Below are 4,174 nucleotides of genomic sequence, written 5' to 3' on the forward strand. Positions count from 1 at the left end.
GGAATAGTTGCCCTCGTAGGGGACACCCTTGCCGCGGTCGAGTTCCAGGGTCCACTTGGTCACCTGGTCCAGGAAGTAGCGGTCGTGGGTGACGAGGATCACACAGCCCGGGAAGGCTTCGAGGTGATGCTGCAGCCAGGCCACGGACTCGGCGTCCAAGTGGTTGGTCGGTTCGTCGAGCAGCAGCATGTCAGGCTTTGACAGCAGCAGGCGGGCCAGCGCGATCCGGCGCTTTTCACCGCCCGACAGCTTGTCCACCGGCCAATCGTTCGGCGGGCAGCGCAGAGCGTCCATCGCCATTTCGATACGGCTGTCGATGTCCCACAGGTCACCGGCGTCGATCTTCTCCTGGAGGGCGGTCATCTCCTCCATCAGTTCGTCGGAGTAGTCCTCGCCCAGCTTGTTGGCGACCTCGTTGTAGCGGTCGAAGATCTTCTTCTCTTCGCACCACGAGATGACGTTGGCCCAGACGTTGAGCGCCTCGTCGAGATGCGGCTCCTGCTCCAGGTAGCCCATCTTCACGCCGTCGGCGGCCTTGGCCTCGCCGTTGAACTCGGTGTCGAGCCCGGCGATGATTTTCAGCAGGGTGGACTTACCCGAGCCGTTGACCCCGACCACGCCGATCTTGGCGTCGGAATAGAACGACAGCCAGATGTTCTCGAACACCTTCTTGCCGCCGGGATAGGCCTTGGTCAGGCCCTGCATCTGATAAATGTACTGCTGCGCCATGAGGCGTCCGCGCTCGCTCTTCGAAAAGACGGGAATTCGGGGACGGAGATAGCCGTCGCGGGGCCTTGGCGCAATGCGGCGTGGTCGCGAGCGCGTCCTGGACAGGAAAAACACCCATCCAACCCTCACTGAGGGAACGAAGTTCAATCCGCGCCGTCGGAACGCTCCGCCGCCCCGTGCGTACTCCTTCGCTCAGAGGCGCGCCTCCCCCAAGCGCCTCGCGTGACAGGAGTACCTCATGCACAAAGACACCGTTAAGGGCACGGCCAAGGAAGCTACCGGCTCGATCAAGCAAGCCGCCGGCAAGGTCACGGGCAACGAGCGCCTGGAAGCTGAAGGCGCGGCCGAAAAGGTCGCCGGCAAGATCCAGAAAGGCGTCGGAGATTTGAAAGACGCCGCCCGCGACGCCCTGAAGAAGTAATCAGCGCTAAGCCGACGACAGGCCGCGCCGCCCCGGCGCGGCCTTTGTCATGTGAGCGTCAGGCGCCGTCCAGCGCCACATTGAGGAAGCGCTCCAGCGTCGGCGTGGCGTCGTCACGCCGCCACACGATCCCGCTTTCGAGTGAAGGCGCTCCCTCCCGCAGGCTGACGTAGCGAACCCCGGTTCGCGCCAGGCTGCGCAGGGAAGCCGGGACAAGCGCGATCCCCATCCCGGCCGAGACCAGGCTGATGATCGTCTGCATCTGGATGGCTTCCTGGACAATGCGGGCGTTTCCGCCGTGGGCGGTGAAGTAGCCGGTGACCAGATCGTAGAACGCCGGCGCCGATCGCCTTGGAAAGATGATGAGCGGCGCCCCGACGACCGCTTCGGGCGGTAGCTCGTCCGCGACCAGCGACAGACGCCCCTCCTCGATCCAGCTTTCCGGCACGGCCGCGACCAATGGCTCCGACACCAGCCGGCGATAACTAAGCGGCTCGGCCAATTCTCCGCCGGCGGGCGGGATAATGATGCCGACATGACCCTTGCCGTCCAGCAGCGCCGCGATCTGCACATCGCTGGTCGCCTCGGTCAGCGCGATCTCGACGGCCGGGTACAGAGCGGCGTAGCGGCGGACGAGGTCCGGCAGGATGCTGTAGTCGGCGGTGCTGACAAACGAGAGTTCAAGGCGGCCGGCCTCCCCATCGCGCAGTCGCTTGGCCAGCTCAGGCAAGGCGCCGACCCCCGCCAGCGCGGCGCGGACGTGAACCAGCCACTGCTCGCCAAACGGCGTGAGCGCCACGCTCCGCTTACTCCGCACAAAGAGCGCCACGCCCAGTTCGCGCTCCAGCGCCATGATCGACTGACTGAGCGGGGGTTGGGTCATGTTCAGCTGCTTGGCGGCCCGGCCGAAGTGCAGGACCTCGGCGACCGCCGCAAAGTGCCTAAGCTGCCTGGTATCCACCAATTATATCCTGTGCGACCTAATCGGGGCACACTAATATATTTCACAGCATAGCGGCGACGGGGTATCGACCCCGATCATCATTTGGATCTCGCCATGCCCGTCTACCGCTCCCGCACCTCCACCCACGGCCGCAATATGGCCGGCGCCCGCGGCCTGTGGCGCGCGACCGGAATGAAGGACGGCGACTTCGGCAAGCCGATCATCGCCGTGGTGAACTCCTTCACTCAGTTCGTCCCGGGGCACGTGCACCTGAAGGATCTGGGTCAACTGGTGGCGCGCGAGATCGAAAAGGTCGGCGGCGTGGCCAAGGAGTTCAACACCATCGCCGTCGACGACGGCATCGCCATGGGCCACGACGGCATGCTCTACAGCCTGCCCTCGCGCGAACTGATCGCCGACAGCGTCGAGTACATGGCCAATGCGCACTGCGTGGACGCCATGGTCTGCATCTCCAACTGCGACAAGATCACGCCCGGCATGTTGATGGCCTCACTGCGCCTCAACATCCCCACGGTGTTCGTGTCCGGCGGCCCGATGGAGGCCGGCAAGGTGGTGCTGAACGGCAAGGAAGTCGCCCTGGACTTGGTCGACGCCATGGTCGCCGCCGCCGACGAGTCCATCAGCGACGCCGACGTGGCGGCCATCGAGCGCGCGGCCTGCCCCACCTGCGGCTCCTGCTCAGGCATGTTCACCGCCAATTCGATGAACTGCCTGACCGAGGCGCTGGGCCTGTCGCTGCCGGGCAATGGGTCGGTGCTCGCCACCCACGCCGACCGCGAGCGCCTGTTCCTGGAAGCCGGTCGCCTGATCGTCGACATCACCCGCCGCCATTACGAACAGGACGACGACAGCGTGCTGCCGCGTTCGGTCGCGAGCTTCGAGGCGTTCGAGAACGCCATGAGCCTGGACATCGCCATGGGCGGCTCGACCAATACGGTGCTTCACCTGTTGGCCGCCGCCCACGAGGCCGGCGTCGACTTCACCATGGCCGATATCGACAGGCTGTCGCGTCAAGTGCCCTGCCTGTCGAAGGTCGCGCCAGCCAAGTCCGATGTTCACATGGAAGACGTCCACCGGGCCGGCGGCGTCATGGCGATCCTCGGCGAACTGGACCGCGGCGGCCTGCTGAAGACCGACCAGCCCACCGTCCACAGCCCGACCCTGGCCGACGCCCTGGATCGCTGGGACATCGCCCGCACCCAGAGCGAGGAGGTCCATACCTTCTTCAAGGCCGCGCCTGGCGGCGTGCCGACCCAAGTGGCCTTCAGCCAGGCCCGCCGCTGGAAGGAACTCGACCTCGACCGCGAGGGCGGCGTCATCCGTTCGGTGGATCATGCCTTTTCCAAGGACGGCGGCCTGGCCGTCTTGAGCGGCAACCTCGCCCTTGAAGGCAGCATCGTGAAGACCGCCGGGGTCGATGAAGGCTCCCTGGTGTTCGCTGGCCCGGCGCGGGTGTTCGAAAGCCAGGACGCGGCGGTCAGCGCCATCCTCACCAACGTGGTGAAGGCGGGCGACGTGGTTGTGATCCGCTATGAGGGGCCGCGCGGCGGGCCGGGGATGCAGGAGATGCTCTACCCGACCAGCTATCTGAAATCGAAGGGCCTCGGGAAGGCCTGCGCCCTGATCACCGACGGCCGCTTCTCCGGCGGCACCTCGGGCCTGTCGATTGGCCACGTATCACCGGAAGCCGCCGAGGGCGGCCTGATCGCCCTGGTCGAAGACGGCGACCGGATCGAGATCGACATCCCCAGCCGGACCATGGAACTGAAGGTGCCCGACGCGGTGCTGGCTAAACGGCGCGCCGCCATGGTGGCCTTGGGCGACAAGGCCTGGAAGGCCCACGGCCGGACACGGAAGGTGTCCACGGCCCTGCGCGCCTACGCCGCCTTCACCACCAGCGCCGCGCGCGGCGCCGTTCGCGACGTCGACCAGGCGCGCTGAGTCTCGACTCCGAACCGGCCGGCGCTATCAGGCGCTGGCCGGCGCGGCGAACAAGCCGTCTAGCTTGATGAGCTGGCCCTCATGCCCGGTCGCTCAAACGCTTAGTCGACCGCTGATGC

Annotated in this window: 4 protein-coding genes; 2 read left to right on the plus strand and 2 right to left on the minus strand. The window is 66.1% G+C overall.

The features are described from left to right. A partial coding sequence (locus Q7T84_RS12595; protein WP_304809384.1) for an ATP-binding cassette domain-containing protein occupies positions 1-729 on the minus strand: 729 nt, incomplete at its 3' end. A 238-nt stretch (positions 730-967) separates the two neighbouring features. On the opposite strand from Q7T84_RS12595, the gene Q7T84_RS12600 reads away from it, so the two are divergent. Continuing rightward, positions 968-1,150 carry a CsbD family protein gene (locus Q7T84_RS12600; RefSeq protein ID WP_304809387.1) on the plus strand — a complete coding sequence of 61 codons (183 nt, stop codon included), beginning with the start codon at positions 968-970 and terminating at the stop codon, positions 1,148-1,150. A gap of 58 nt (positions 1,151-1,208) precedes the next feature. On the opposite strand, the gene Q7T84_RS12605 is transcribed toward Q7T84_RS12600, so the two are convergent. After that, a complete protein-coding gene (locus Q7T84_RS12605; RefSeq protein WP_304809389.1) occupies positions 1,209-2,111 on the minus strand; it encodes a LysR family transcriptional regulator in 903 nt (300 codons plus the stop codon). Between the two features lie 96 nt (positions 2,112-2,207). Here Q7T84_RS12605 and ilvD point away from each other — a divergent pair, with 96 nt between their 5' ends. Then, the gene (gene ilvD, locus Q7T84_RS12610) at positions 2,208-4,055 is read left to right on the plus strand and encodes a dihydroxy-acid dehydratase (RefSeq protein WP_304809391.1); all 1,848 of its coding nucleotides are present in this window, start codon (positions 2,208-2,210) and stop codon (positions 4,053-4,055) included. Positions 4,056-4,174 lie beyond the last annotated feature (119 nt).

Source organism: Phenylobacterium sp. (assembly GCF_030654915.1).
In the GTDB taxonomy this organism is placed as follows: domain Bacteria; phylum Pseudomonadota; class Alphaproteobacteria; order Caulobacterales; family Caulobacteraceae; genus Phenylobacterium.